Raw genomic sequence first — 26,413 nt, forward strand, 5'->3', positions numbered from 1 at the left:
CAGCTTCATTGGATGAAAATTAATTTTTATATCTCTTGTATTTATTCGATGGTGGGAATTTTAAAATTGTAAATATTTTTTTCGGAAATTTTAATTGGCATGCATTCAATAGAAATTTAGTATTTGGCCTCGTAAAGTTGTTCAGGGTAACTTAAATCTTTTGACGCTCGCTTTGTTCGATAGGTTCTGCGAGATAGAGGCTTGGCCTATCCTGCGCGCCCGTCCTCATATTAAAAATCTATTGGCACGAGATAAGCATCCTATTATCTCGATTCGGACGCTCAGCATTCTTGCAACTGCCGCAGAAAAGTTAGGGAGTGGTTGTGCGACGTGGTCATCGAGGGATGCCTCAAACGCCGAATTCAGCCTGGAGGAGTGCTATGGATTCGGTATCCGCGAACCGGGCGCGCGCGTCTTCGGGGTAATTATGGGTTGGGTCGAAACCGTCGATCGCGGCGAGGACGGCGGTGGGGGTGGCGGGGAAGGGGATGATGATGCCGAAGCCTGCGTTGCGGATGCGTTCGGCGGGGGCGCCGATGTCCGGCACGATGGGGACGAGGCCGGCGTTGACGGCTTCGGAGAGGGTGTATGAGAAGGTTTCGGGCCAGGCGCTGAGAAACAGGGCGAGCCGGCCGCCGACGCGGTCGATCAGGCCGGGGAGGGTTGCCGCGGTGTAGCGGCCGAGGATGGCGACGTTGCCCAGTTGTTTCAGATCGTCATCGATGTCGGTATGGCCGATGATCGTGAAGGTGAGATGGGGGTGGCTGAGGCGCGCGGTTCGGGCGATTTCGAGCAGCTGGCGCGAGCCTTTGTGCGGGCCGATGCCGCCGAGCAGGATGATGTTGTCGCTGGCACCCTGGCGGATGGGCGCGGGTGGGGTGTGCGGGATGGTGGGGTGGGGGATCGGCTGGATCGGCACGGTGGGGAAGGCGCGCTGGAGGTAGGATTTGGTATCGTGCGAGGGGGTGATGATTTTGGTGATATTGGCGAAGAGGCGGCCGAACAGGGCGCGGTGATCATCGATGGTGAGGGCGGTGAGGCGTGACGCTTCGTGGCTGCCGCCGATTTTCAGGCAGCGGTCGCAGACCGCCTGGGTGCCGCCGCCACAGAATTGACCCGCGGCATCAATGAAGGTGGTGCGGGGGCAGGCGGGGTAGAAATCGTGGCCGTAATAGATGGTTTTGCGGTGAGCGGCCCATTCGGTGAGCGTTTCGATGGCGGCAGCGGTGAAGCCGAGCAGCTGGTGGATCAGGACCAGGTCGATCTCGGCGGCATCGAGCATGGCGCGGAGCATGGGCTCGTCACCCGGATTGAAGACGGCGCGGATGAGCGGGGCGTGGCAGGTGAGCACGAGCGTGCCGTTTTCCTGGCATTGCAGGGAGATGGGGTGGCGGGCGCCGTAGGAGACCAGGGTACCGAGATCGGCCGCGGCTTTGCGGGTGCCGCCGGCGAGCCAGTTTTCGATGATCAGGACATAGCGCCGGCCTGGCTGCGCGGCGTTGGCGCGGGTGCGGCGGAGGCGGGCGATGTCGAGCTGCCAGCGGCCGGCGCGCAGGGGATCGGCCGCCTCGAAGGCCATGATGACGGGGGTGTATTCGGGATAGATGCCGCCGAGGATGGCGAGGTTGCGGCTGATGAGATCGGCTTTCTCGCTGCCGAAGGAGACGCTCTCGCGGTGTTCGACCAGGGCGCCGGTGGCGGCGACGTGGCGGAAGCCGAGATCGGTCGCGCGCATGCAGAGCTCGTTTTCCTCGCCGTAGCCGCGGCCGAAGGCGGTGTTCAACTGCTGGGCGTGATCGAGGATTTCGCGGCGGACGAGCATGCAGAAGCCGTGACCGGTCGGGACATCGATGATCTGGTCGCGGTTGAGGTCGGCGGCGAGGCGGGCGAGCTCGGGCCAGGTGATGTCGGGCAGGGCGGTGGTCGCGAGGGTGGGGTGGGGGTAGGAAAAGATGGTGGCGTTGTTGGAGAGGGCGGTGACGGTTGCGATGTCGTCTGCACTGCGCAGGGCCCGGCGCATCCGATCGAGCGTGCCGGGGAAGACGCAGGTATCGGCGTTGAGGAGCAGGACATCGCCGGTCCTGCAATAATCGAGGCCGCGGTTGACGGAGCGGACGAAACCGAGGTTGGCCGGGTTTTCGAGGATGACGACGCGCTCCGCCGTACGGAACTGGTTGAGCATGGGCATCATGCCGGGTTCGGGTGGCCCGTCGGCGATGATCAGGAGCGTGTCGTTCGGGCCGAGGTCGGCAAGGGCGTGGCGGATGCAGGTTTCGGTGATGTCGACGCCGGCGTAGACCGGGATGAGGACGGTGATCGCATCGCTCGGTTGCGGGCGGGCGGCGATGAGATCGGACCGCCAGAGGTGTTCGGGACCGGTGCGCGCCTGGACCAGATAGTCGCGGATGATGGTCTGGAAGACGGCGCGATCCATTGGTTCGAGGGCGGGCATTTCGGTGTGGATGCGCCCGGCGATACGCTTGGCGGCGGCGACGAAGGCGATGCGGTTGCCGATGACGAAGGGGCCGTTGAATAATTCGATCGCGCTGTTTTTGAGGCGGAGCGACAGTTGGGACAGGTCTGCGGGGTGGTGCCTGGTGCCGGGGAGTTTCAGCCAGAACCCGCGTTGCCAATTGTCGGGGAAGGTGTCGCGCAAATCGTTGCGGGGCAGGGAGCAGACGGCCGAGCCGACCACGGTGGCATCGATCACGGCTTCGATTTCGAGCATGCGGCCGGGGGCGGTGGGGCAGAGGAGCCAGCCGGCGCAATGATCGGGGGCGATGGTATCGAGAAAGCCGGTGAGGGGCAGGCTGGCGGTTGTGGTGGTGCAGACGCGGCCGGCGGCGAGCATTTCGATGTGCAGGTCCGGACGGTTGAAAAACGCGTCCGGCAGGGGGCTGTCGAACCAGCCTGGTTGAAAGCCGGGGTCTTGATCGTGCACGCCCGGCAGCGCGCGCAGCGTGTGCGATGCGGCGCGGTCGGTGGTGCGGAAGGTGAGGTCGAGCGGGCCGGTGCGATCGCTGCGGCGGCAGGCCCAGCCGACCACGCGGTCTTCGAGGATTTTGAAATAGCCATCGACGATGTCATCGCCGATCTGCAGGGGTGAGCCGGGCAGCTCGACGCCATCGGCGAGGATATGGATCAGCGGACCGTGCCCGAAATCATCGAGGAGGATACGAAAGCCGAAATCGATGCGGCCGAGACCCAGCGGCGCGAGATCCGGCCGGTCGCGCCGGGCGCTGCCGGATGCGAGACGCGCGCCGTCGCTTGCGCGGATCTCGATGGTGCAGGCGTCGTTGATGGATTGCGGCAGGGCCCAGCCGCTGACGTAGCGACCGATGAAGCCGTCGACGTGACCGTTGGAGACGGTCAAGCGGGGACGCCCGAAAGTTTGTCAACTCTGAAGGGGTCGCGCACGGCATTGGGGCGCGGGGGATCGGACGCGAGTGTCCAGCCGGCGGCGGGCAGGCGGCCTTCACGGAATCCTTCCAGGTTGAAGTGTTGTGTTGCGGATATGAAATATTTGCGCGCTACTGCTTCGGCCACGTCGGGGTATTCGGTCAGATACCAGGTTTCATCGACGATAATCGGCCGGGGCAGACGGTCTTCATAGTATCCGGCAAGGGTGTAGTGCGCCTTCGCGGATTTCAGCTCGCCGGCTTTGATCTTTTCATCGACGTCGGGGTTCATTTTTCTGTAATACTCTTCATTGACATCGACTGTTTCCAGTATCGGGGTCAGGAGCTGTCTCAGTCTTCTTTCGACAACTTCGATGCTGCGTTCCGCGCCAAATTGCTTCACGCCACGGAGGCATCCGAAGGGAGGGATCATTGCTGTGCTCCCTGACCTGTGGCGCCTGATGCCATCAGGGTCGTAACAACGGGACCGTTAGTAAGAAGCGGCGGCATCGATGCAGGGAGCATGGTAGAATTTTTAACTTCAATGTAGGAAAAGATGAAATGGTTGCGTAATGTGGTATGCATTGGATTAATCCTTTGATTTAATCCTCCCTTTCACAAAAAATTTAGACAGTTCGTATTGCTGCGTCAAGCGCGGTTTCGCGACGAGCGCTCGGTTTTGCGGAATCCGGTGTTGCGCGGCGCGGATGCGAAATGGCGCGGTGCGGGACGCGGCCCTTGACCACATGTCAAGCTTGTAACAATGTACAAAAAAGTTTACGACATTGTGGCTTTATGTATTCGTGGTATTACGTTACACTTTTGAAATATTGGATCGGTTGATGGACCAGTCTGTGCGGCGCGATTTTATCGAGACATTGGCTCGCGCGGGGATTTTGATCCCCGGTACCGTGGCAGGACTTTATGGTCGCGGAGCTTTGATGGAACGGCTGGCGGAATTCGTCAGCCATTGGGTCCGGGAGGCAGGCGCTGGCGATGGCGCCGAGTTCCTGAGGTTTCCGCCGTTGATGGCACGCGGATCGTTCGAAGATTCCGGATATTTTCGGAATTTTCCCAACCTTGTCGGCACGGTTCATTGTTTTTGCGGCGACGAGGAGGATCATCGGGTGCTGATGCGGACCCATGATGCCGGTGGCGACTGGACGGCCCAGCAACGCGCCAGTGACCTCGTGATGGTGCCGGCGGCTTGTTACCCGGTCTACCCGGCGGTGGCGGCGCGGGGCGCGGTTGCGGCGGCTGGGCGGGTCTTTGACGTATGCAGCTATTGCTTCCGGCGTGAGCCGTCGGAGGACCCCAATCGGCAGCAGATGTTTCGCCAGCATGAGCGGGTGTATATCGGTCACGCCGAGGGTGCGCGGGCGTTTCGGGCGGCGTGGGTGGAGCGCGCGCGGGACCTGGCGTCGCTGCTTGGAATACCGTTCGACGTCGTGCCGGCGAATGATCCGTTCTTTGGCCGTACCGGCCGGATCCTGATCCGCGGCCAGATCGAGCAGACGTTGAAACTGGAACTCGTTACACCCTCGGTCGCGGAATCGGGCGAGACGGCGTGCGTCAGTTTCAACCTGCATCTCGACAAGATGGCGCAGGCATTCGGTCTTGCGCTCGACGATCAGACGCAGGCACACACCGCCTGCGTCGGGTTTGGTCTGGAGCGGCTGGCGCTCGCGGTGTTCTGGCATCATGGCGTGCGCGCGCGTGACTGGCCGACGCCGCTGGTTGATGCGCTGGTGTCGCATGGCGGACGGCTGGCGTGACGGCTACGGGGCAGCTGGCGGACAGTTTGCGAATTCTGCGCGGCGACCCGCGGGTTGGTGCCGTTTCGGTTCCTCCGGCCAACGGTGCCTCGCCGCCGGCGGTCGTTGTGATCCCGGATGAAGGCTGGCTGCGTGGCCAGGTTGCCGATGCAGCGACCCTGGCGCGGCGGGCGCTGCGCGGCTGGGAGACGACGTACGATTTGGCCTATCGCAAACCCGATGCGGCGCCGCGACCTGACTTCGTGAGTTGGACCAGCAGTTTCACGCGCGAGCCGATCTCCCAGGCCGATATGGAAGATTGGCTGGCCGCGACGGTGCGGCGGCTTCGGGCGCTCGGGCATCGGCGTGTGCTTGAAATCGGGTGTGGCACCGGGCTGATCGTGGAGGCGATCGCGCCGTTCAGCGAGGCGTATCGCGCCGCCGATCTTTCGGGGGTCGCGATCCGGCAGCTGAGGGCATGGCTTGGTACCCGCGACGATCTTGCGCATGTCGAGACGGTTCATGCGCCGGCGCATGAAGTCGGTGCGGCGTGGTCCGCGGACCTCGTGATCCTGAATTCGGTTGTTCAGTATTTCCCCGATGCGGCTTATTTGCGTCAGGTATTGGACAATGCCTGGGGCGCGCTGCGGCCGGGGGGCCATATATTTATCGGCGATGTGCGGTTGCTGAGCACCCTGCCGTCGTTCATCACGGCGGTGGCGCTCGCGCGCAGCGCGGAGGCCTGTGATGTCGCGGCGCTGCGCCGATCGATCCACGCCGCGTGGCTCGCCCAGTCTGAACTCGTCATCGATCCGGGTTTTTTTCACGGCTTTGCGATGGAGCATCACGCGCGCGTGAGTACGCGCCTGAAATCGGGCCGCAGTGCATCCGAAATGACGCGTTACCGGTACGACGTGGTGATCGGAAAGACCGAAGAGGATGATATCGAGATCGAAATGGATAAGCCGATCGAAATAGAAACATTGGCGGGACTGAGGGCGTGGTTGGCAGCGCCGGGACCCGTGCCGGTGGTGGTGCGTGGCATCGCGAATAAACGGATACGGTCCGATGTGATCGCGCAGCACCTGGTCGGTGAGGCAGCGGCAGATACGATTGTTGCGACGCTGCGCGGCAGGATCGAAGCTGCCGATGGTATCGGCGATGATGTCGCTGATCCGGCCGATCTGGAGGCGATGGCGGCGGCGCGGAACCTTCACTGCGCGATCCTTGCGCCACCCGGCGCGATCGACGGGCGGTACGACGCCTGGTTCGGACGGTCGGCGTATCGCGCCGGCGCTGCGATGGGTGGGGGACCGGCCACTGATGCGTCGCAGCCGCTGTTACTTCAGGTCCTGCGACGCCTGGGTGCGGATCTGCTCGACGGTCTGTCGCGCGCCTTGCCTGCGCCGGCGCTGCCTTCCAGCATTCTACCGGTTGCGCGCGCCGCGCGGCTGGACGGGCCGCTTTATGAAGTTTTCAACTTTTCATTGTAGCAGATCGGAGAGGTAGGCGCTCGTGACCGATGAAGAGGCCGTGCTGGCGGCGATCGCGCGGATTGTGCGGGCCAATCTCAATGACTCGGGTTTGGCGATTACGGTCGGGACCCGGCCGGAGATGGTTCCCGCGTGGAACTCGCTTAGGATGGTCGATATCATTCTGGACATCGAGGACGCGTTCGCGATGCGCTTCGATGTCAGCGATATCGACAGGTTGCGCACCGTCGGCGACATGGTCGATGCCGTCGTTGCGCGGCAGTCTGCCCGATGACGATCGTTGCGCCGCCGCGCCATGTTTGAGCAGGATTTTCGCGACGGTGTGCCGGGCGGGGTGTCGTTGCCAGCGTTCACCGACATTACCGATACGGCGCTGTTGCGCCGATTTGAAAGTCTGGGGCCGGATTGCGAGTTCGGCTTCGTACAGCGGCATGCCGGTGTCGAGCCGCTGAGCTTGTTCCGGTTTACCTCGGCGCCGGCCGGGACGTTCCTGCGTGCGGCGGCGGAACGCTTCAAAGGGGTCGCTGCACCGGACTCGATCGAGATTTTCCAGGATTCGAAAACGCCCGAGTGGTTCTGCCGGATCGAGCCGTACGGGTTTGTCTTCCATACCGGTCAGTACGCCGGTGCGTCCGATCCGGACGCCGTGAAACTGGAACAGAAGCGTCGGTTGCCGTTCATGCTGAGGCTGTTTCTGCATGAGCTCGAATCGGCCCGTCGCATCTTTGTGCGTGGTGGCAACTCGACGTTCGAGGAGGTCACGGCAATTTGCGATGCAATCGGTGCCTATGGGCGGGGTATCGTGTTATGGGTGACGCTTGCGGATGAGCGAAACCGACCGGGTTCGGTCAGGCGGCATTCGGAACGATTGTACATCGGGTACATCGAGCGGTTCTGGACGATGGCCAGCACCGGTTTCAATGGCTGCCTCGACCAATGGCTGTCGATCTGCCGCAACGTCAATGCGATGGTGTTCGATGGCGTCACCGATGAGGTGCTGCCGCGTCTCGTTCGTGCGAACCGGCCGAACCTGCTTGCCGGCCGGCCGGATTGGATACGTCTGTCGGGACAGGCGGGTGCGGCGCCGGCGTCCGATACCCGGTTTTATCTGTTGTCGGCCGATCAACGGTTTCCCCATTCCATGACCGCAAGCATCCGGGTGGATGACCTGATGCCGGACACGATCTATATCGCTTCGCTCGAAATCTGGATTACCGAGGCGTTCAGCGGCCATTCGGTGGGTGTATTGTTTGCCGGCTTGCCATCGGTCAGCTTTCGGAATGCCGATCTTGGCATGCGTGAGGGTTGGCAGACGGTCTGGACCACGGCGAAATGTCCGCCTTCCGGTTCGCTCGCTGTGGCGATGGCGATCGAGGGTCACAGCGGCGATCTGATCTTTACCCGAAATCCCCGATTGTTCGAGGGCTGCTGCCTTTAGGACGCGGTGGTGACGCACCATTTGCGCCCGGCCGGCGCGGCCGCAACCCGTGGTGGTCACACGGGTTGCGGCGCTGGGGGTGATTATTCCGCGGTCACGAATTTGGTATCGAACAAAGAGGGTTCGGCGATTTTCTGGCTGGGTTTGATCTGGCCCTGGGTGATCATGAGCTGGCGGACCATGGTGACGTTGGTTTTGTAGGGGATGATTTTGAGATTGCCTTTGCCGGTCATCATGTATTTCATTTCGGCGAGGCTCGGGTTGATAACCTCGGCGTATTGCGCGCGGGCATCGGCCGGCGAGATGCCGAGGGCTTTGCCGATGATGGCGTAGGATTGGGCGGGGTGGGATTTGATGTAGGCGGTGCCTTTGAGGAAGCCCTTGATGATGGCGGGTATGGCGCCGGGGTGGGCTTTCAGGAAACTGGTTTTCACCGCGAAATTATCGGTGATCAGCCCGGGTGCCTGGGCGGAGGTGAAGAGCGCGTGGTATTTCGGGTTGGCGGTGATCAGCTGGATGTGCGGCGCCCAGGTGACGCCGGCTTCGGCGTGGCCGCCGAGCAGGGCGGCGGGGACGGCGGAGGCGGGCATGTTGGTCGGTCTGACATCGGCCAGCGAGAGTTTCGCCTGATGCAGCGCATAGGCGAGCAGAAGCTCGGAATAGGACGTGGTGTCGAGCGGGATGGTCTTGCCCCGCAGGTCCGCGATCGCGGTGATCGATTTGCTGGCGACGATGGCATCGGCGCCGTTGGAATAGTCGATCGGCATGACGATCTTGATGTCGAAACCCTTGAGGTGGTCGCTGATCACCTGGTTCATCGACAGATCGGCGGAATCGGCGGCGCCGGAGATGACGGCGGCGTTGATGCCGCTGTCCATGTGGACGAATTTGAGCGGGTAGGCACCGAAGAATTTTTCCTGCGAGGCGACGAACAGCGGGGCGAAGCCGATCCACGCGCTCATCGCGAAGGTGACCGGGGTGGTGGCGGCCCGGGCGGTGCCGAGGAGCGGGGTGAGGGCGGTGGTCGCCGCGAGCAGAAGGGCGGCGGTCGTGGCGATGGTGCCGCGTTTGCGGGTCAGGATTTGTTTCAAGCAAGCCTCCGTTGGGGTTTGAGCATCCGGGTCATCCGGCCGGTTCGGTCAGGGATTTCAGGTCATCGAGGTCGCTGGTCATGCCGGCGGTGGCGCGGATCCGGTCGGTGATGCGGCGTTTCAGCGACAGGAAGGCGGGATCGAGCCGCAGGTCGCGATGGCGCGCGGTGAAGGGGATGTCTTCGATCGAGTCGATCCGGCCGGGGTGCGGGGCGAGGACGACGACGCGGTCGGCGAGGTAGATGGCTTCCTCGACATCGTGGGTGACGAAGATGATCGTGCGTCTTTCGGCGGATTTCACGTGCAGGATGAGGTCGTGCATCACCTCGCGGGTCTGGGCGTCGAGCGCGCCGAACGGTTCGTCCATCAGCAGGACGGCGGGCCTGGCCATCAGTGCGCGGGCGATGGCGACGCGCTGGCGCATGCCGCCGGAGAGTTGTTTGGGGTAGGCGTGTTCGACGCGCGCGAGGCCCATCAGGTTGAGCAGGGCGACGCTGCGGCGGGTGGCGTCGCCGATCTCGGCATCGGTCGCGCCCCGCGCATGGACGGCGAGGGTGCGGCAGAACCGGATGTTCTGCATCACGGTGAGCCAGGGGTAGAGGCTGTAGTCCTGAAATACCATGGTGCGGTCGCGGCCGGGGCCTGCGACCGGTTCGCCATCGATCAGGATGCGGCCGGTGCTGCGGGTCTCGAGCCCGGCGATGATGCGCAGCAGGGTGGATTTGCCGCAGCCCGAGGCGCCGACGATGGCGGTGAAACTGCCCGGCTCCAGGGCGAGATCGATCGGCGCGAGGGCCTCGAAGCCGCCGGGGAAGGTTTTGGTGATCGATTGCAGGACGACGCTTGCGGTCATGGCAGCCAGGGGAACAGGAGTTTGTGCAGGCGGCGGAGGACCTGATCGGTGATGAGGCCGATGATGCCGATCAGCATGATGCCGACGAAGATCTTGTCGGTCTGCAGATAGCGCTGGGCCTGCAGGATGGCGAAGCCGAGGCCGGAATTGGCGGCGATGAGTTCGGCGACGACCAGATAGGTCCAGGCGAAGCCCAGCGTGATGCGCAGCGTATCGAGCATGGCGGGCATGGCGGAGCGGAACAGGACGAGGCGGATGATCTCGGCGTTGCTGGCGCCGAGCGTGCGGGCCGCTTCGATCTGCGCCATCGGCACGCGGGTGGTATCCTCGGAGATCATCAGGACCATCTGAAAGAACGTGCCGATCCAGATCAGGGCGATCTTGGCGGATTCGCCGAGGCCGAACCACAGCAGCACCAGCGGCACGAAGGCGACGGCCGGCAGGTAGCGCGCGAATTCCATGATCGGCTCGAACAGGGCGCGGACCGGCTGGTAGGCGCCGATGTAGAGGCCGAGCGGCACGGCGATGACGGCGGAGAGCGCGAAACCGGCCATGACGCGCCAGACCGAGATGCCGATATCGGCCCAGAGATCGCCGCTGCGCCACCAGGCGACGAGCGCGCGCACCACGGCGAGCGGGCCGGGCAGGAACAGCGGGTTGATGGTGCCGGCGGCGGCGATCAGGGCCCAGACGACCAGGAGGCCGAGGAAACTGGCGAGGGCGAAGCCGATGTAGCGGCCGCGGTCCATCCGCCCGCGCACCACCCAGAGCGGCGCGCGGCGGTCCTGTGGTTCGGGGGTCGCGGCGCGCGCGGCGGGTGGCGCGCTGACGGTTTTGGCGCGTTCGGTCATGCGAGGTGCTGAGGAAAACAGTCGTGCGCGCGGAAGAAATCGATGTCGTGATTGGGCCAGAGTATGGCACCGCAGGCGCAGGCGCGGGATTTCAGCGCGCGGATCGAGGCGAGGGCGAGGGTTTCGTCGTCGCGGTAGCACAGGCCGGGGGCGATTTCGTGCTCGAGGTTTTCGGTGAGGTCGGCCGCGTCGCCGCAGAGCAGGATGGGCGCGCCGTGCGGCAGTTCGATCAGCATCGACATATGGCCGGCGGTGTGGCCGGGGGTTTCGATGGCGGTGACGCCGGGGACGAGATCGTAATCGCCGTGTTGCAGGCGCCAGCGGTAGGCGGCGGAAAAATCATCGGTGAAATAGCCGCGCGCGCCGGGTTCGGCGGCCGCGGCGCGCTCGGCGGCGTGGACGTGGATATCGGCATGGGCGAAATCATGCAGGCCGCCGGCATGGTCGAAATGCAGATGGCCGAGGAAGACGAGATCGATGTCGCGCGCATCGAGGCCGAGGGCGCCAAGGCGGGCGGGCAGGCGGTGGTCCGCCGGCATGGCGGGCGGCGGGAAGGCCAGGGCGCCGTAGCATCGATCGCGCAGAACCGGGTCGTCGATCTTGCGATAGTCGCAGCCGACGTCGTAGAGGATGCGGCCCTGGGTGGTTTCGATCAGATAGGCGAGGATCGGCGCCTCGATGATGGTGCCGGTGCCGATGTTACGGGTAGAGATCGATTTATCGTAGTGATAGATGCCGGTCAGCAGCGGCCAGAAGCGGCGCACCGCGGTCATGCGAGCACCGGTTGGTCGAGCCTGGCGCAGACCGCATCCGCCGTGATGACCGCGCCGAAGATGTTGGCTTCGCCTGCGATCAAGCCGAGCATGGCGCGCTGGATGGCGGGGTCGTGGCAGGCGGTGGCGTCGGATATCGTGACGCACTCGTAACCGCGATCGATCGCGGATCGCAGGGTCGAGTGGACGCAGACATCGGTGGTGACGCCGGTGAGGACCAGGGTTTCGATGCGGCGGGCGCGGAGGATGTGGTCGAGGTCGGTCGCGTGGAACGCCGAGTAGCCGGGCTTGTCGATGATGATGTCACCCGGTGCGGGGGATAGTTCATCGACGATGCCGTGGCCGTATTCGCCGCGGACCAGGGCGCGGCCGAGCGGGCCGGCCGAGCCGATCGGCGCGCCGGCTTCGGTGGAGCGGCGCAGCTTGGCCGGGGTGCAATCGGCCAGATCGGCGCGGTGACCTTCGCGGGTGTAGATGATGGTGCGGCCGGCCGCGCGGAAGCGGGCGGCGAGGCGGGCGATCGGTGCGATCGGGCGGGCGAGGGCGGCAATGTCGAGCCCGGCGCGGTCGGCGTAGCCGCCCGTGCAGCAGAAATCACGTTGCATGTCGATGATGACGAGGGCGGCGTGCTGCATCATGAGGCGGTGAGGAAGGAGACGCCGACGGCGCCGAGAAAGCCGTGGGCGCGATCGCCATCGGGCGCGACTTCGCCGTAATGCGCGGCCATGACGCGGGTGACGCGATGGCGGTGGTAGCTCGCGAGCAGGGTGCGGACCGGCAGGACCTGGGTGCGATCGTCGGCGTAGAGTTTGCGGTGCAGCCGGGCGAGGCGATACCAGGGTTCGGCCGGGCGCGCGTGATGCGCGTTGTGATAGGCGAAATTGAGGACCAGCAGGTTGAGCCAGGGGTGGTCGGCGCTGACCACATCCGAATAGGTGTTTTGCTGTTCATAGGCGCGGTCGCGGACCAGTTCGGGCGGGGCGGCGGCGAGATCGGGCGCGTGATAGACATCGAACGTGTGCTGGAATGCGTCCTGAAAGCGCAGGATGTGCAGGAAGATGGCGTAGGCGATGGCGTAGGCCGGCAGGGCGAGCGGGGCTGCGGCGCCGAGCAGGGCGAAGGCGGCAAGGCGCAGGGCGAGCACCACGATCAGGGTGACGCGGGCGGTGCCGCCGCGCTGCCAGCGCTGGCGGATGATCAGGCCGCGCATGAGATATTCGACAGCGGGGATGTAGAGATATTCGAGCGTGAGGATCGTGCGGCGGAACCAGGCGGGGGCAGCGTGCAACGCGCCGCGATAGTCGAAACTGACGACGTCCAGCCGGTCGGCATGGTGGCGGAGATGTTTTTCCTTGAGCCCGGCATAGGGTGCGATGCAGGCGCCCGACATCCAGGCGAGCGCGCTGCCGAGACGGTCGTTGTCGCGCGTGCGGGTGAAAATCGTGCCGTGTTCGCATTCATGGATGAGATAGGCGCTGATCGCGAGCGCATGGGCAATCAGCAGAATGCCGCAGAGGAGCGCGAGCGGGTGGGGGCGCGTGATCAGCACGATGCCGCCGAGCCAGCCGGACAGCGCGTAGGCGAGGGCTGCGAGATTGCGGGCGATGCCGTCGCGGTAGCGGAACGAGATCATGCCGACCGGCCCCGGCGGGCGGGCGCGGCCGCGCGGTGGTGATGGGTGGGGGTGGTCCTTGACGGTCGAGACATCATGCGCGGTTCACCCTGATCAAATCATCCGTCCGACATGACGCGGGGGGAACGGAACGGACAGCGAATGCGACCCCTCGCATCAAAACGCTCTCCCGGGCTTTTATCCCGCCGTGTACCGGGCGGATGTCTCCCGCACGGCTGCCGCTCTCGGACCAGCGTCGGGCGTTGACCCGACCGGAACCCTAGCGGCGCAAGATGATGAGCAAGATTTGTGCCACTCTTGATACGGCCCTGGACATCGGTCACCGCCTGGGCGCGCCCATCGGAAGTGACTACAAACTAATCAAGGAATGCCGTAATAATATACCGTATGACTTTGTTTGCCATCGATGCTGATGCATCCGGCGGCGGTTGCGCATCATGCGGCGCCCGGACGCAGATGCGCTGGAATAGTAAAGCCGAGTCTCTGGGGGATGTCCCAGACTTCGTTGACCTGGCGGGTGATGCGAAATCCGGCGCGGCGATAGTTTGGCAAGGCGCGGGGGTGATCGGCGGTGCAGGTATTGACGGTCATGCCGCGCACCGGGCCCGCGAAAACGCGGTCGATCGCGGCGCCGAGCAGGGAGAAGCCGAGGCCCTGGCCGATCGCGTCGGGCAGGAGGCCGAAGTAGCTGAGGTTGATGTCGGGCCAGTAGGTGGCGTCGAGTTCGAAGAAACCGGCGGGTTCGCCGTTGACGGTGAGAACATGGACCGCGATTGCGGGGTCGGCGAGCAGGCGGGCCAGCATGTCATCGGGCATCATGCGGCGGAGCCACCACAGCCAGGGCTGGCCGACGCGGTCGTACAGGGCGCGGTAGGTGCCGACATCCAGCCGGCGCGCCGGTTCGATCAGGGCGCCGGCCGGCAGAGGCTGCCACACGACCGGCGGCTTGCGGTCGAGCCGCATGAACGTCACGGTGACGATCACCCGATCGATCGCTTCGCCGGGCCGGGCGCGGGCGTAATCCAGCATTTTTGCCTCAGTCTTCGAGGAAGCTCCGCAATTTCCGGCTGCGTGACGGGTGTTTGAGCTTGCGCAGGGCTTTCGCCTCGATCTGGCGGATGCGTTCGCGCGTCACGTTGAATTGCTGGCCGACTTCCTCGAGCGTGTGATCGGTGTTCATGCCGATGCCGAACCGCATGCGGAGCACGCGTTCCTCGCGCGGGGTGAGCGAAGACAGCACGCGGGTGGCGGCTTCGCGCAGGTTGGCGTGGACCGCGGCATCGAGGGGGATGATCGCGTTCTTGTCTTCGATGAAATCGCCCAGATGGCTGTCTTCCTCATCGCCGATCGGGGTTTCGAGGCTGATCGGCTCCTTGGCGATTTTCAGTACCTTGCGGACTTTTTCGAGCGGCATGCCGAGTTTTTCGGCAAGCTCCTCCGGTGTCGGTTCGCGGCCGATTTCGTGCAGCATCTGGCGCGAGGTGCGGACCAGCTTGTTGATCGTTTCGATCATGTGCACCGGAATTCGGATGGTGCGGGCCTGATCGGCGATGCTGCGGGTGATCGCCTGGCGGATCCACCAGGTGGCGTAGGTGCTGAATTTGTAGCCGCGGCGGTATTCGAATTTATCGACGGCCTTCATCAGGCCGATATTGCCTTCCTGGATCAGGTCGAGGAATTGCAGGCCGCGGTTGGTGTATTTTTTGGCGATCGAGATGACGAGGCGGAGATTGGCCTCGATCATTTCCTTTTTGGCGCGCGTCGAATCGCGTTCGCCGCGCGAGACGGTTGCGTAGACGCGGCGGAATTCCTCGATCGGCAGTTGCGCTTCGGCGGCGATGCGGCCGACCTGGGCGCGCAATTCGGTGATCTGCGTGCCATAGCGGGGCACGAACAGTTTCCAGCCCTTGCCGGGCAGTTTGGCCACTTCATCGAGCCAGGCCGGGTCCATTTCGCGGCCGCGATAGGCTTTCAGAAACTCATCGCGCGGCACTTTGCAGCTTTCGGCCAGGCGCATCATCTGGCCTTCCAGCCCGTTCATGCGCTGGTTGAGCTCCTTTAACTGGATGACCAGTTCCTCGATCCGGTTGGTGTGCAGCCGCACCTGCTCGACTTTTGCGACCAGTTCGTCGCGCAGTTTCTCATAGGTTTTTTCCGAGCGGGTGCTGGCTTCCTCGCCGGCGTTCAGCGCGTCCAGCCGCTTGTGCTGGAGCTTCATGAACTTCTCGTAGAGCTTCTCGATTTCGGTGAAGGTCTCGAACACTTCGGGCTTGAGCTTCTCCTCGACCGCGGAGAGCGACATGCCGCTGCCTTCGGATTCTTCCTCGTCGTCGATTTCCTCGACCACGGGTGCCGACGGGTTGAACCCGGCATCGCCGCCGCCCTGGGTCGCTTCGAGATCGATCACGTCGCGGAGCAGCATCTTGCCGTCCTTGAGGGCCTCGTGCCACGAAATGATGGCGCGGAAGGTCAGCGGGCTTTCGCACAGGCCGCCGATCATCATGTCGCGTCCGGCCTCGATCCGCTTGGCGATCGCGATTTCGCCCTCGCGGGAGAGCAGCTCGACCGTGCCCATCTCGCGCAGATACATCCGCACCGGATCGTCGGTCCGGCTGCCGCTGCTTTCGCTGATGTTGCCGGCGGGCGTTTCGTCGTCGGCCTCGACGGCCTCCTCTTCCTTTTCGGCGGCGGGGGTGGCTTCGGTATCCTCGGCTTCTTCGCCTTCGACCACCTGGATGCCCATTTCACTGAGCATCGACATGACGTCCTCGATCTGTTCGGAGCTGTTCTGGTCGGATGGCAGGACGGCGTTCAGCTCATCGAAGGTGATGTAGCCGCGCTCCTTGCCTTTCGCGATCAGTCGCTTGACCGAGGCGGATTGAATGTCGAGCGTGACCGTGTCGGCCTCGGCCTCAGGTGCGGTGGTTTCGGTCTGGGTCGCCTGTTTCGTCGCCATCAGTCGTTAGTCTCCAAGGCAAGAGAGAGATCGCACATCATTCCGGTCAAAATAGGGCATCACTGTCGGATTCGCCGCGCTCGACCCGCTTGAGGGCCATCACGCATATGCGGTGCCGCTCGAGATTTTCAGGGGTCGGATCAGCTTCGAAACGGAGTCTCTGCTCTTCGCATTGCACCTGCAGATGCTTCAAATTCATGAGCCCGTAGATCCCGTACCAAGATGATTCCAACTCAGCCATCGCGGCTGCGTCATTGTCGGGAGCGCGTTGCGGCATGAGCGCGAGCAAGGGCTCGGCCACATCCCGCAGACCCGATTGGGTCAAATGGTTGAGCAGATCGTCCGAGTCAAGGGCTTTGGCACCGTGAAACCATCGGGCCATTGAATCGCGCAGCCGGGCACAGTCGTCCGGCAGGGTCAGCAGACCAAACGCCTCCTCAAGATCGGGCAAAAGTGTCGGATGGCAAAGCAGAATTGCGGTCAGCAGCCGTGCGCGGCGCGCAGAGGTCGTTTCGGCATCGATCGCAGGGCGGGGCAGGACGACGTGCGGCGAGGCGGCGCGGGCGCCGCCGTTGCGCCTCGACTGGGGGCCGGCGGTGAAGGACTGGCGGCGTTCGGCGTAGAGACGGTCGAGCAGGGCGGCGCGATATTCGCCGGCGAGGGAGCGATCCTCGATGCTGCGCGCCGCGGCTTCGAGGCGTTTGCGAAAGGCGGCGCGCCCTTCCGGCGTGGTGCGCTGGGCCCCCTCGGCCAGCATGTCGTAGAGGGTTTCGGCGAGATTGGGGGCGGCGGCGATCAGGGCGGCGAGGGCGGGCGCGCCCTCGCGGCGGACGAAACTGTCCGGATCGTCACCCTCCTTGAGCCGCAGGATGGCGAGGCCGCGATCCGGCGCGAGGGCTTTCAGGGCAAGCTCGGTCGAGCGCAGTGCGGCGCGGCGGCCGGCGGCATCGCCATCGAAGCACAGCAGCGGGCGGGGCGAGACGCGCCATAATTCGGCTAGATGCGCCTCGGTCAGGGCGGTGCCGAGCGGGGCGACCGCGCCGGTGAAGCCGGCTTCGTGCAGGGCGATGACATCCATATACCCTTCGACGACGATGAGTGCGGCGCCGTTGCGGACGGCGGCGCGGGCGATGTCGAGCCCGTACAGGGTCTGGCGCTTGGAGAATAAATCGGTCTCCGGGCCGTTGAGATATTTCGGCTGGCCATCGCCCAGCAGGCGGCCGCCGAAGCTGATGATGCGGCCGCGACGGTCGCGGATGGGGAACATCACGCGGGCGAAGAAATAATCGACGGGGCCGCGCTCGCCCGCCTTCATCAACCCCGCCTCGATCATTCTGGCGGGCGTGATGTCCTGGCGGGCGAGCGCCTCGCGCAAGGTGCCGCGCCCTTCGCCGGACCAGCCGAGGCCGAACCGCTCGATGATGGGATCGCTCAGGCCGCGCCCGCGCAGATAGGCCAGGGCCGCCGCACCCTGCGGGGTGCGCAGCAGGCGGCGATATTCCGCACCGGCCGCCTCCAGCACATCGGACAGGTCGGCTTCGCGCCGCGCGGCTTCGGCGGCCTGGGGGGTGGGTTTTGGCACGGCGAGGCCGGCCTCGGCCGCGAGGCGTTCGACCGCTTCCATGAAGGTCGCCCCTTCGTTCTGCATGACGAAGCTGATGGCATCGCCATGCGCGCCGCAGCCGAAGCAATGGTAGTGATCGTCATAGACGTAGAACGACGGCGATTTTTCGTTGTGGAACGGGCAGCAGCCCTTCTGGTCGCGCCCGGCGCGCTCGAGCCGCACCTTGCGTGCGACCAGCGGCGCCAGCGGGGTGCGGGCGCGCAATTCGTCCAGAAAATTGGGCGGCAGGCTCATGGTGCGGCGAGTTTCGCCTTCACTGCGGCCGAGGCGGCGGCCATGTCGAGCGCAGGACCATGGGCGGCCTTCAGCGCGGCAATGACCTTGCCCATGTCTTTCGGGCCGGTGGCGCCGCTGGTGGCGATGGCCTGGGCGATCGCGGCATCGAGCGCCTCGCCGTGCAGGGTACGGGGCAGGTAGGCTTCGAGGATGACGATTTCCGCGGCCTCCTGATCGGCGAGGTCGGGGCGGTTGCCCTGGCGGTACTGCGCTTCGGACTCGCGGCGGGTTTTCACCATGCCGCGCAGCAAGGCCACGATGTCTTCATCGGAGATCGCCTCGATGCCTTTGGGGCGGGCCGCGATATCCGCATCCTTCAGTTTGGCGGCGGCCATGCGCAGGGTGGAGACGGCGAGCGGCTGGCGGGCGAGCATCGCCGCTTTCAGGTCGGCCTGGATCTGGGTTCGTAAGGCGCTCATGCTATTCACTCCATTGTCACCCTGGCGTTGCGGAAACTATTTCCGCAATGACCTTGGGCAGTCTGTTTTTGGTTGATCCCGGATTTAATTTCCTGCATACCGCATCATCATGCCAAAAACCATCGCTGAACTGATCGATCGTCTGGGTGGTGCCGAAGCGGCCGCCCGGCTTACCATGGTTTCAACCGAAGCGGTTCGCAAATGGCGCAGTGCCGGTGCGATTCCGGCCCGGCACTGGCCGGCGGTGCTCGCCGCGACCGGGTTTTCGTTGCAGGACCTGCCGGGTGGCAGCGCGCCGGATGGGGTGACGGCGCGGCCGGATGCCGCGACGGCGGCGCTGGTGCTGGGCGATGGACAGGTGTTCTGGGGCAAGGGGTTCGGCGCGTTCAGCGCCGGGATGCCGGCCGAGTTGTGTTTTTCGACCGGGATGACCGGGTATCAGGAAACGCTGACCGATCCTTCGTTCGCCGGGCAGATCATTACGTTCACGTTTCCGCATATCGGCAATGTCGGGGCGAACGGCGAGGATATCGAGGCGGCGACGAGTTTTGCCCGTGGCCTTGTCATCAACCGGGATATCACGGCGCCGTCGAGCTGGCGTGCGGCGGAGGGGCTGGATCGCTGGTGCCGGCGGATGGGTCTGGCGGGGATTGCCGGGGTCGATACCCGCGCGCTGACCCGCACGATCCGCGATGATGGACCGCCGAATGCGCTGATTGCGTTTCCACAGGATGGTCAGTTCGACCTCGATGCGCTGGTTGCGCGTGCGCGGGACTGGCCGGGTCTGGCCGGGATGGACCTGGCACGCGAGGTTTCGTGCACCCAGACCCATGAGTGGACCGAGACGCTGTGGGACCGGGTGAGCGGGTTCGGCCGGCAGACGGCGCCGCGCCATACCGTGGTCGCGGTCGATTTCGGCGCCAAGCGCAATATTTTCCGCAGTCTGGCGAGTGCGGGGTGCCGGGTGATCGTGGTGCCGGCGACGGCTTCGGCGGAGGATATTCTGCGCCACCGGCCGGACGGGGTGTTTCTGTCGAACGGGCCGGGTGATCCGGCGGCGACGGCGGTGTATGCGGTGCCGGCGATCCGCAGTGTGCTCGATGCCGGGGTGCCGCTGTTCGGAATTTGCCTCGGGCATCAGTTGCTTGCCCATGCGCTGGGGGGGACGACGTACAAGCTGGTGCGCGGGCATCGGGGGGCCAATCAGCCGGTGCAGGAGATTGCGACCGGCAAGGTTGAGATCACCAGCCAGAACCACGGGTTTGCGGTGGACGAGGCCTCCTTGCCGGCGGATGTTGTGGTGACGCATCGCAGCCTGTTCGATGGGTCGAACGAGGGGATTGCCTGCGCCGGGAAGCGTTGTTTTTCGGTGCAATATCATCCTGAGGCGAGCCCGGGGCCATCCGATGCGCATCATTTGTTCGGGCGGTTCACGGCGATGCTGGCGGAGGGCGTATAGGGAGTTTACGGGGTTATATGGTGTTTGGTGTATAACCGGGTAAACTTTGTATAACTGAGCGATGAACCCAGTTCGCAACCCTTTTGCGCCCGGCGCCGGCACCAGGCCTCCCGAGTTGAGCGGGCGGGTCGGGCTGCTGGAAGAAACATCCGTTGCGATCGGGCGGGCGAAGCTGCGGCGGCCCGCTAAATCGATGATCGTGGTCGGATTGCGTGGCGTGGGCAAGACCGTGCTGCTCAACGAATTCGATCACATGGCAAGAGATGCGGGGTGTCGAACGATTCTGATCGAGGCGCACGAGATCAAGCCGTTGCCCGATCTGCTGGTACCGCCGTTACGGCATTTGTTGCTGGAGCTCGACCGCCTGGGAACGCTCTCGGAGGCGGTGAAGCGCGGGTTGCGCGTGTTGAAGAGTTTCATGGGTTCGGTGCGATTGAGATACGGTGAAGCTGAGATCGCGCTGGAGATCGATCCGGAGGTTGGGGCGGCGGACAGTGGCGATCTTGAGATCGATCTGCCGGCGGTGTTTCAGGCGGTCGGCCAGGCTGCGATCGACCGGGGGCAGACCGTGGTGCTGCTGATCGATGAACTGCAGTATTTGAAGCAACGCGAGATGAGCGCGCTGATCATGGCGTTGCACCGGATCAATCAGGACCGGTTGCCGATTCTGATGTTTGGCGCCGGGTTGCCGCAGGTGTTGGCTTTGGCCGGAAAATCAAAATCCTACGCGGAACGGCTGTTCGATTTTCCGCGGGTGGGGTCGCTGTCGGATGCGGATGCGGCGGACGCAATTCGTAAACCGATCGAGGCCGAGGGTGAGCGGATCACCGCAGCGGCGCTGGCCGCGCTGATCGCGCAGACGCAGGGGTATCCGTTTTATCTCCAGGAATGGGGCTATCAGGCCTGGCAGGTGGCGCGGCAGTCGCCGATCGATGTCGCCGATATCGAAGCGGCGACGGTGGTTTCGATCCGCCGGCTTGATGAGAGTTTTTTCCGCGTGCGGTTCGATCGTCTGACGCCGCGCGAGAAGGATTATGTGCGGGCGATGGCGAGCCTGCCGGGATCGGGGCCGTATCGGTCGGGGGATGTGGCAGACGCATTGGGGTTGCCGGTGCGGACGGTGGGACCGGTGCGGAACAATCTGATCGCCAAGGGCATGATCTATGCGCCGGCGTATGGGGATACGGCTTTTACGGTGCCGTTGTTTGAACTTTTTCTGAGACGGATCATGCCGCCTGACTAACGGGGTCTGGGGCCTAAGGCCCCAGCGGGTGCAGGGCAGAGCCCTGCTGCTTCCCTTCATCACTTAACGTAAGGACTAATCATGCCCAAGCGCACCGACCTGAAATCCATTCTGATCATCGGTGCTGGTCCGATCGTCATCGGCCAGGCCTGCGAGTTCGATTATTCCGGGGCGCAGGCGTGCAAGGCGTTGCGCGAGGAGGGATATCGGGTTGTGCTGGTCAACTCCAATCCGGCGACGATCATGACCGATCCTGAGCTGGCGGATGCGACGTATATCGAGCCGATTACCCCGGAGATGGTGGAGAAGATCATCATCAAGGAGCGGCCGGATGCGTTGTTGCCGACCATGGGCGGGCAGACGGCGCTGAATACCGCGATGGCGCTGGCGAAATCGGGCGTGCTGGACAAGCATGGGGTCGAGCTGATCGGGGCCAAGGCGGATGTGATCGATCGGGCGGAGGATCGGTTGAAGTTTCGCGATGCGATGGCCGAGATCGGGATTGAAAGCCCCAAGAGTGCGATTGCTCATTCGCTGGATGAGGCGCGGGCGGCGCTGGAGCTGGTGGGGTTGCCGGCGGTGATCCGGCCTTCGTTCACGCTGGGCGGCACGGGGGGCGGGATTGCGTTCAACCGCGAGGAGTTTCTGGAGATTGTCACCAGCGGGCTCGATGCGTCGCCGACCACGGAGGTGTTGATCGAGGAGAGCGTGCTCGGCTGGAAAGAGTACGAGATGGAGGTGGTGCGCGACGCGGCGGATAACTGCATCATTGTGTGTTCGATCGAGAATATCGATCCGATGGGCGTGCATACGGGTGATTCCGTGACGGTGGCGCCGGCGCTGACGCTGACGGACCGGGAATTCCAGATCATGCGGGATGCCTCGATTGCGTGTCTGCGCAAGATCGGCGTGGATACCGGAGGGTCAAACGTGCAGTTCGGCGTCAATCCGGCGGATGGGCGGATGGTGGTGATCGAGATGAATCCGCGGGTGTCGCGTTCATCGGCGCTGGCTTCGAAGGCGACGGGTTTTCCGATCGCGAAGATCGCGGCGAAGCTGGCGGTGGGGTATACGCTGGATGAGTTGCGCAACGATATCACGCAGGTGACGCCGGCGAGTTTCGAGCCGACGATCGATTACGTGGTGATCAAGATTCCGCGTTTCACCTTCGAGAAGTTTCCGGGCACGCCGGCGTTGCTGACCACGGCGATGAAGTCGGTCGGTGAGGCGATGGCGATCGGGCGGAATTTCGCCGAGGCGTTGCAGAAGGGGTTGCGCAGTCTGGAAACCGGGCTGTCCGGGCTCGATGAGGTCGAGGCGCCGGGCGATGGCACGCATGATGCGTTCCGCGCCGCATTGTCGACGCCGCGGCCGGATCGGTTGCTGATTGCGGCGCAGGCGTTGCGGGCCGGGCTGTCGGTTGCGGATATTCATGCGACGTCGAAATTTGATCCGTGGTTTCTCGAGCAGATGGCGGAGATTGTCGCGGTGGAGCGGCGGATTGCGCGCGAGGGGTTGCCGGAGGATGTGATAGGGCTGCGCGCGGTCAAGGCGCTGGGGTTTTCCGACAAGCGCCTGGCGCAGTTGAGCGGGCGTGCCGAGGCATCGATCGCGGCGGAACGCGCGGCCCTGGGCGTGGTGCCGGTGTATCGGCGGATCGACAGTACGGCGGGCGAGTTCGCATCGGCCACATCGTATATGTATGCGACGTATGAGGGCGGCTTTGGCGCGCCGCATTGCGAGGCGGCGCCGACCGACCGGCGGAAGGTCGTTATTCTGGGCGGCGGGCCGAACCGGATCGGGCAGGGGATCGAGTTCGATTATTGCTGTGTCCATGCCGCCTATGCGCTGCGTGCGGCGGGGTTTGAGACCATCATGGTCAATTGCAATCCCGAAACGGTTTCGACCGATTACGATACGTCGGACCGGCTGTATTTCGAGCCGCTGTTCGCCGAGGACGTGATTGCGCTGATCCGGCGCGAGCAGCAGAACGGCACGGTGCTCGGCTGCATCGTGCAATATGGCGGCCAGACGCCATTGAAGCTGAGCCGGGCGCTGGAGGATGCGGGGATTGCGATTTTGGGCACCTCGGCCGATGCGATCGATATTGCCGAAGATCGTGAGCGGTTCCAGGTTTTGTTGAAATCGCTCGGGTTGCGCCAGCCGGAAAACGGTACTGCGCGGTCGGCGGCGCAGGCTGAGGCGATCGTCGAGAAAATCGGGTTTCCGGTGGTCATCCGGCCGAGTTACGTGCTGGGCGGCCGGGCGATGGAGATTGTGTATGATCTGCCCAATCTGCGGCGCTACATGCGCGAGGCGGTGATCGTTTCGGGGAGCAATCCCGTGTTGATCGACCGGTATCTGAACGATGCGATCGAGGTGGATGTCGATTGCATCGCCGATGGCCAGACGGTCTATGTCGCGGGTGTGATGGAGCATATCGAGGAGGCCGGCATTCATTCGGGGGACAGTGCGTGCTCGCTGCCGCCCTATTCGCTCTCACCCGCCGTGGTGGCCGAATTGCGTTCGGAGACCGAGGCGATGGCGAAGGCGTTGAACGTGATCGGGCTGATGAACGTGCAGTTCGCCATCCAGGGTGACAATGTCTATGTGCTCGAGGTGAACCCGCGGGCGTCACGCACGGTGCCGTTCGTCGCCAAGGCGACCGGCGTATCGGTGGCGAAAATCGGTGCGCGGGTGATGGCGGGGGAAACGCTCGCCTCGTTCGGCCTCGATGACAGCGTGATGCGCAGCCATGTCGCGGTCAAGGAGGCGGTATTTCCGTTCGCGCGGTTTTCCGGCGTCGATGTGCTGCTCGGCCCGGAGATGAAATCGACCGGCGAGGTGATGGGGCTGGATGCGAGTTTCGCGCGCGCCTTCGCCAAGGCGCAGCTGGGCGCGGGGGTGAAGCTGCCGCGCGGCGGCACCGTGCTGCTGTCGGTGCGCGATGGCGACAAGGCGGCGATCGTTTCGATTGCGCGGCGCTTCGTCGATCTCGGGTTCACCATCATGGCGACGCGGGGGACGGCGGCGCATCTCTCCGATGCGGGGATCACCGCGCGGGCGGTGAACAAGGTGCTGGAGGGCCGGCCGCATTGCGTCGATGCGATTCGTTCGGGCGAGGTGCAATTGGTGATCAACACCGCCTCCGGCGCGCAGACGGTGGCGGATAGTTTCGATATCCGCCGTTCCGCGCTGACGCACGGGGTGCCGCATTTCACCACCATCGCCGGGGCGCGCGCGGCCTCGCACGCCATAGCAGCCCTGGCTGCGGGCAGTCTTGAAGTTGCGCCGCTTCAGTCGTATTTTCCCCAATCGTTTTAATCGGTGCCGTGGCCGGAAACCTCCGGTCACGGTGCGCGCACTCATGCCAACCGCCTGCTGACGTCTCTGACGTAAGGAATCGCCGTGCAAAAATTCCCGATGACCGGGCCCGGATTGACCAGTCTCGAAACCGAATTGCGCCACCTCAAGGTGGAGGAACGACCTGCGATCATTCGCGCGATCGCCGAGGCGCGCAGCCATGGCGATTTGTCGGAGAACGCGGAATATCATTCCGCGCGGGAGCGCCAATCGTTTATCGAGGGGCGTATTGCGGAGTTGGAGGAAATTATTTCCGCCGCCGAAGTGATCGACCCGGCGACGCTGTCGGGCGATACGATCAAATTCGGTGCGCAGGTCGAACTGATCGACGAGGAGACCGAAAAGCAGGTGCGGTATCAGATCGTCGGTCTGCATGAGGCGGATATCAAGCTTGGCCGGCTTTCGGTGACCTCGCCGCTCGCGAAATCGCTGATCGGCAAGAAGCCGGGCGATACGGTTTCGGTGCCGGCACCCGGTGGCGATCGCAGCTACGAGATTTTGACCGTCCGGTTCGGCTGAGCCGTTGGTCACGATCGAGGATATCGAGGCGGCGGTTCCGCGCATCGCCGGCGCGGTGCAGCGCACACCGCTGGTCTATTCGGATGCGCTGTCGCGTGCGACCGGTGCGCGCGTACTGCTGAAGCTCGAAAATCTGCAGGCGACCGGTGCGTTCAAGGAACGCGGGGCGGCCAACCGGATCGCGCTGCTCAGTGCGGCCGAGCGTGCGCGCGGCGTGATCGCGATGTCCGCCGGTAATCACGCCCAGGCGGTGGCACGTCATGCGCAGCTGGCCGGCATCGCCGCGACCATCGTGATGCCGCGCTTCACGCCGACCACCAAGGTGACGCGCACCCGCGCCTGGGGTGCGCGCGTCGTGCTGCACGGCGAAACCCTGGCCGAGGCGGCGAGCCATGCGCATGAACTGGCGCGGGCGGAATCGCTGGTGTTCGTGCACCCGTATGACGATCCCGCGGTGATCGCGGGGCAGGGCACCATGGCGCTCGAAATCATCGAGGATGCGGCCGATCTGGATATCATGGTGGTGCCGACCGGCGGCGGCGGATTTTTGTCGGGCTGCGCCATCGCGGCGCGCGCGCGGCGCCCGGCGCTGACGGTGCTGGGCGTCGAGGTGGAGTCTTATGCCGGGTTCGCCCAGGCGCTGGCCGGCAAGCCGATCGAGGTGGGGGGTGCGACCATCGCTGAAGGCATCGCGGTGCGCGATATCGGGCGCCTGCCGCTGTCGATCCTGCGCGATCTCGGCACCGAGGTGGTGGTGGTGCCGGAGGCGGCGGTGGAACAGGCGATCGCGCTGCTGATCGAAGGCAGCAAACTGGTGGCTGAAGGCGCCGGCGCGGCCGGGCTTGCGGCGGTGCTGAGCTTTCCCGATCGTTTCGCCGGCAAAACCGTGGCGCTGCCGATCTGCGGTGGCAATATCGATACCCGCACCCTCGCCAATACCCTGCTGCGCAACCTGCTGCGCGACGGCCGCATCCTGAAAATTCTGATGGAAATCCCCGATCGCCCGGGCGTGCTGGCCGATATCGCCGCGCGGATCGGCAATGGCGGCGGCAATATCATCGAAGTCGTGCACCAGCGGCTGTTCGCCTCGCCGACCGTGCAGGCGGCGCATCTGGAAATCATGATCGAGGCGCGGGATGCGGCGCATGGGAACGCGATCGTGGCGGCGCTCGAAGAGGTTTATACGGTTCGGCGGATGTGATTGCGGACGTGAAGGAAGCACTTCTTTTTTTGTAAAAAAAGAAGCAAAAAAACTTTGTTATGCTGGGTT

Annotated in this window: 21 protein-coding genes and 1 riboswitch; of the genes, 9 read left to right on the forward strand and 12 right to left on the reverse strand. The window is 64.2% G+C overall.

The features are described 5' to 3' along the window. Positions 1-349 precede the first annotated feature (349 nt). Both AruPA_RS03905 and AruPA_RS03910 read right to left on the reverse strand, forming a co-directional pair. Positions 350-3,373, reverse strand: a complete 3,024-nt coding sequence (locus AruPA_RS03905; protein WP_265635238.1) for a glycosyltransferase — start codon at positions 3,371-3,373, stop codon at positions 350-352. Further along, a complete protein-coding gene (locus tag AruPA_RS03910; RefSeq protein ID WP_265635239.1) occupies positions 3,370-3,831 on the reverse strand; it encodes a hypothetical protein in 462 nt (153 codons plus the stop codon). The genes AruPA_RS03905 and AruPA_RS03910 overlap by 4 nt, the downstream gene beginning before the upstream one ends. A 409-nt stretch (positions 3,832-4,240) precedes the next feature. Between AruPA_RS03910 and AruPA_RS03915 the strand changes: the two genes are divergently transcribed. Genes AruPA_RS03915 through AruPA_RS03930 form a run of 4 tightly spaced genes read left to right on the forward strand, consistent with a single transcriptional unit; the run spans position 4,241 to position 8,083 of the window. Then, the gene (locus tag AruPA_RS03915) at positions 4,241-5,173 is read left to right on the forward strand and encodes an amino acid--[acyl-carrier-protein] ligase (RefSeq protein ID WP_265635240.1); all 933 of its coding nucleotides are present in this window, start codon (positions 4,241-4,243) and stop codon (positions 5,171-5,173) included. Next, positions 5,170-6,645 (forward strand): class I SAM-dependent methyltransferase, encoded by a 1,476-nt coding sequence (locus AruPA_RS03920; RefSeq protein WP_265635242.1) that lies wholly within the window; start codon positions 5,170-5,172, stop codon positions 6,643-6,645. Before AruPA_RS03915 ends, AruPA_RS03920 begins: the two co-directional genes overlap by 4 nt. A 22-nt stretch (positions 6,646-6,667) precedes the next feature. Beyond that, the gene (locus AruPA_RS03925) at positions 6,668-6,919 is read left to right on the forward strand and encodes an acyl carrier protein (protein WP_265635243.1); all 252 of its coding nucleotides are present in this window, start codon (positions 6,668-6,670) and stop codon (positions 6,917-6,919) included. Between the two features lie 21 nt (positions 6,920-6,940). Beyond that, positions 6,941-8,083: a hypothetical protein gene (locus AruPA_RS03930; RefSeq protein ID WP_265635245.1), complete on the forward strand. Its 1,143-nt coding sequence runs from the start codon at positions 6,941-6,943 to the stop codon at positions 8,081-8,083. A gap of 83 nt (positions 8,084-8,166) precedes the next feature. Here the strand turns inward: AruPA_RS03930 and AruPA_RS03935 are convergent, their stop codons facing one another. The 10 genes from AruPA_RS03935 to AruPA_RS03980 form a co-directional block, all read right to left on the reverse strand. Further along, positions 8,167-9,174 carry an ABC transporter substrate-binding protein gene (locus AruPA_RS03935; RefSeq protein ID WP_265635247.1) on the reverse strand — a complete coding sequence of 336 codons (1,008 nt, stop codon included), beginning with the start codon at positions 9,172-9,174 and terminating at the stop codon, positions 8,167-8,169. Positions 9,175-9,205: 31 nt separating this feature from the next. Next, on the reverse strand, positions 9,206-10,027 hold the full coding sequence (locus AruPA_RS03940) for an ABC transporter ATP-binding protein (protein WP_265635249.1): 822 nt from the start codon (positions 10,025-10,027) through the stop codon (positions 9,206-9,208). After that, positions 10,024-10,878 carry an ABC transporter permease gene (locus AruPA_RS03945; RefSeq protein WP_265635250.1) on the reverse strand — a complete coding sequence of 285 codons (855 nt, stop codon included), beginning with the start codon at positions 10,876-10,878 and terminating at the stop codon, positions 10,024-10,026. Before AruPA_RS03945 ends, AruPA_RS03940 begins: the two co-directional genes overlap by 4 nt. After that, positions 10,875-11,651: an N-acyl homoserine lactonase family protein gene (locus AruPA_RS03950; RefSeq protein WP_265635251.1), complete on the reverse strand. Its 777-nt coding sequence runs from the start codon at positions 11,649-11,651 to the stop codon at positions 10,875-10,877. The genes AruPA_RS03945 and AruPA_RS03950 overlap by 4 nt, the downstream gene beginning before the upstream one ends. After that, positions 11,648-12,289 carry a cysteine hydrolase family protein gene (locus AruPA_RS03955; protein WP_265635252.1) on the reverse strand — a complete coding sequence of 214 codons (642 nt, stop codon included), beginning with the start codon at positions 12,287-12,289 and terminating at the stop codon, positions 11,648-11,650. Before AruPA_RS03955 ends, AruPA_RS03950 begins: the two co-directional genes overlap by 4 nt. Further along, positions 12,286-13,284, reverse strand: a complete 999-nt coding sequence (locus AruPA_RS03960) for a fatty acid desaturase (RefSeq protein WP_265635253.1) — start codon at positions 13,282-13,284, stop codon at positions 12,286-12,288. The genes AruPA_RS03955 and AruPA_RS03960 overlap by 4 nt, the downstream gene beginning before the upstream one ends. A gap of 164 nt (positions 13,285-13,448) precedes the next feature. Continuing rightward, positions 13,449-13,558: riboswitch (guanidine-I (ykkC/yxkD leader) on the reverse strand. Positions 13,559-13,719: 161 nt separating this feature from the next. Further along, positions 13,720-14,313: a GNAT family N-acetyltransferase gene (locus tag AruPA_RS03965; RefSeq protein ID WP_265635255.1), complete on the reverse strand. Its 594-nt coding sequence runs from the start codon at positions 14,311-14,313 to the stop codon at positions 13,720-13,722. Positions 14,314-14,320: 7 nt separating this feature from the next. Next, positions 14,321-16,240 carry an RNA polymerase sigma factor RpoD gene (rpoD, locus tag AruPA_RS03970; RefSeq protein ID WP_265635256.1) on the reverse strand — a complete coding sequence of 640 codons (1,920 nt, stop codon included), beginning with the start codon at positions 16,238-16,240 and terminating at the stop codon, positions 14,321-14,323. Positions 16,241-16,286: 46 nt separating this feature from the next. Next, positions 16,287-18,098 carry a DNA primase gene (dnaG, locus tag AruPA_RS03975; protein ID WP_265635257.1) on the reverse strand — a complete coding sequence of 604 codons (1,812 nt, stop codon included), beginning with the start codon at positions 18,096-18,098 and terminating at the stop codon, positions 16,287-16,289. Continuing rightward, positions 18,095-18,559 carry a GatB/YqeY domain-containing protein gene (locus AruPA_RS03980; RefSeq protein WP_265635260.1) on the reverse strand — a complete coding sequence of 155 codons (465 nt, stop codon included), beginning with the start codon at positions 18,557-18,559 and terminating at the stop codon, positions 18,095-18,097. Before AruPA_RS03980 ends, dnaG begins: the two co-directional genes overlap by 4 nt. A gap of 109 nt (positions 18,560-18,668) precedes the next feature. On the opposite strand from AruPA_RS03980, the gene carA reads away from it, so the two are divergent. The 5 genes from carA to AruPA_RS04005 all read left to right on the forward strand — a co-directional run bounded on the left by carA (position 18,669) and on the right by AruPA_RS04005 (position 26,344). After that, complete coding sequence (gene carA, locus AruPA_RS03985; RefSeq protein ID WP_265635262.1) at positions 18,669-20,018, forward strand: glutamine-hydrolyzing carbamoyl-phosphate synthase small subunit; 1,350 nt, start codon at positions 18,669-18,671, stop codon at positions 20,016-20,018. Positions 20,019-20,079: 61 nt separating this feature from the next. Then, complete coding sequence (locus tag AruPA_RS03990) at positions 20,080-21,261, forward strand: ATP-binding protein (RefSeq protein WP_265635263.1); 1,182 nt, start codon at positions 20,080-20,082, stop codon at positions 21,259-21,261. An 81-nt stretch (positions 21,262-21,342) separates the two neighbouring features. Next, entirely contained in the window at positions 21,343-24,585 is a 3,243-nt protein-coding gene (carB, locus tag AruPA_RS03995) for a carbamoyl-phosphate synthase large subunit (RefSeq protein WP_265635266.1), read from the forward strand. Positions 24,586-24,669: 84 nt separating this feature from the next. Beyond that, positions 24,670-25,143 carry a transcription elongation factor GreA gene (gene greA / locus AruPA_RS04000; protein WP_029314711.1) on the forward strand — a complete coding sequence of 158 codons (474 nt, stop codon included), beginning with the start codon at positions 24,670-24,672 and terminating at the stop codon, positions 25,141-25,143. Positions 25,144-25,147: 4 nt separating this feature from the next. Beyond that, positions 25,148-26,344 carry a threonine ammonia-lyase gene (locus AruPA_RS04005; RefSeq protein ID WP_265635269.1) on the forward strand — a complete coding sequence of 399 codons (1,197 nt, stop codon included), beginning with the start codon at positions 25,148-25,150 and terminating at the stop codon, positions 26,342-26,344. Positions 26,345-26,413: the final 69 nt, after the last annotated feature.

This window comes from Acidiphilium sp. PA (genome assembly GCF_026191915.1).
Taxonomy (GTDB): domain Bacteria; phylum Pseudomonadota; class Alphaproteobacteria; order Acetobacterales; family Acetobacteraceae; genus Acidiphilium.

Bases quoted from the DNA above. Each gene is read 5' to 3' on its own strand.
- AruPA_RS03910 (WP_265635239.1), bottom strand. From the start codon at position 3,831: ATGATCCCTCCCTTCGGATGCCTCCGTGGCGTGAAGCAATTTGGCGCG.
- AruPA_RS03915 (WP_265635240.1), top strand. From the start codon at position 4,241: ATGGACCAGTCTGTGCGGCGCGATTTTATCGAGACATTGGCTCGCGCG.
- AruPA_RS03930 (WP_265635245.1), top strand. From the start codon at position 6,941: ATGTTTGAGCAGGATTTTCGCGACGGTGTGCCGGGCGGGGTGTCGTTG.
- AruPA_RS03940 (WP_265635249.1), bottom strand. From the start codon at position 10,027: ATGACCGCAAGCGTCGTCCTGCAATCGATCACCAAAACCTTCCCCGGC.
- AruPA_RS03945 (WP_265635250.1), bottom strand. From the start codon at position 10,878: ATGACCGAACGCGCCAAAACCGTCAGCGCGCCACCCGCCGCGCGCGCC.
- AruPA_RS03950 (WP_265635251.1), bottom strand. From the start codon at position 11,651: ATGACCGCGGTGCGCCGCTTCTGGCCGCTGCTGACCGGCATCTATCAC.
- AruPA_RS03955 (WP_265635252.1), bottom strand. From the start codon at position 12,289: ATGATGCAGCACGCCGCCCTCGTCATCATCGACATGCAACGTGATTTC.
- AruPA_RS03960 (WP_265635253.1), bottom strand. From the start codon at position 13,284: ATGATCTCGTTCCGCTACCGCGACGGCATCGCCCGCAATCTCGCAGCC.
- AruPA_RS03965 (WP_265635255.1), bottom strand. From the start codon at position 14,313: ATGCTGGATTACGCCCGCGCCCGGCCCGGCGAAGCGATCGATCGGGTG.
- rpoD (WP_265635256.1), bottom strand. From the start codon at position 16,240: ATGGCGACGAAACAGGCGACCCAGACCGAAACCACCGCACCTGAGGCC.
- dnaG (WP_265635257.1), bottom strand. From the start codon at position 18,098: ATGAGCCTGCCGCCCAATTTTCTGGACGAATTGCGCGCCCGCACCCCG.
- AruPA_RS03980 (WP_265635260.1), bottom strand. From the start codon at position 18,559: ATGAGCGCCTTACGAACCCAGATCCAGGCCGACCTGAAAGCGGCGATG.
- carA (WP_265635262.1), top strand. From the start codon at position 18,669: ATGCCAAAAACCATCGCTGAACTGATCGATCGTCTGGGTGGTGCCGAA.
- AruPA_RS03990 (WP_265635263.1), top strand. From the start codon at position 20,080: ATGAACCCAGTTCGCAACCCTTTTGCGCCCGGCGCCGGCACCAGGCCT.
- carB (WP_265635266.1), top strand. From the start codon at position 21,343: ATGCCCAAGCGCACCGACCTGAAATCCATTCTGATCATCGGTGCTGGT.